The 277-nt window shown below is 39.7% G+C and carries 1 protein-coding gene; it reads left to right on the forward strand.

All coding sequences use genetic code 11. The features are described from left to right. Positions 1–277: hypothetical protein (locus AAEY93_RS20515; RefSeq protein WP_351079493.1), on the forward strand; the 277-nt coding region annotated here is incomplete at both ends.

A 277-nucleotide genomic window follows, 5' to 3' on the forward strand; every position in this document is an offset into this window, starting at 1 on the left:
GTATTAGTGCCAATAATGCCACTGTCAAACGTAATCGTCCTAACAAAGCTAACACTGGAAGCAGTAATGTAAAAGAAGCGCTTGCCAAAAACAGTGTAGAAAAAGAAATCAGTGCTGAATCAGTTGCTACTGTAAGCGCAGATGCCGTTGAAATTTCTGATATCAAGGTTAACTCTAGCATTGCAGACGACGTTGCTATTAATAATGAAACTGTTGTTAATGAAGGTACTGATAACACCGTCAGCACTGTTATTACCGACGATGCTAAAGCTCTACC

Source organism: Shewanella sp. CAL98-MNA-CIBAN-0140 (genome assembly GCF_040309905.1).
GTDB lineage: Bacteria > Pseudomonadota > Gammaproteobacteria > Enterobacterales > Shewanellaceae > Shewanella > Shewanella psychromarinicola.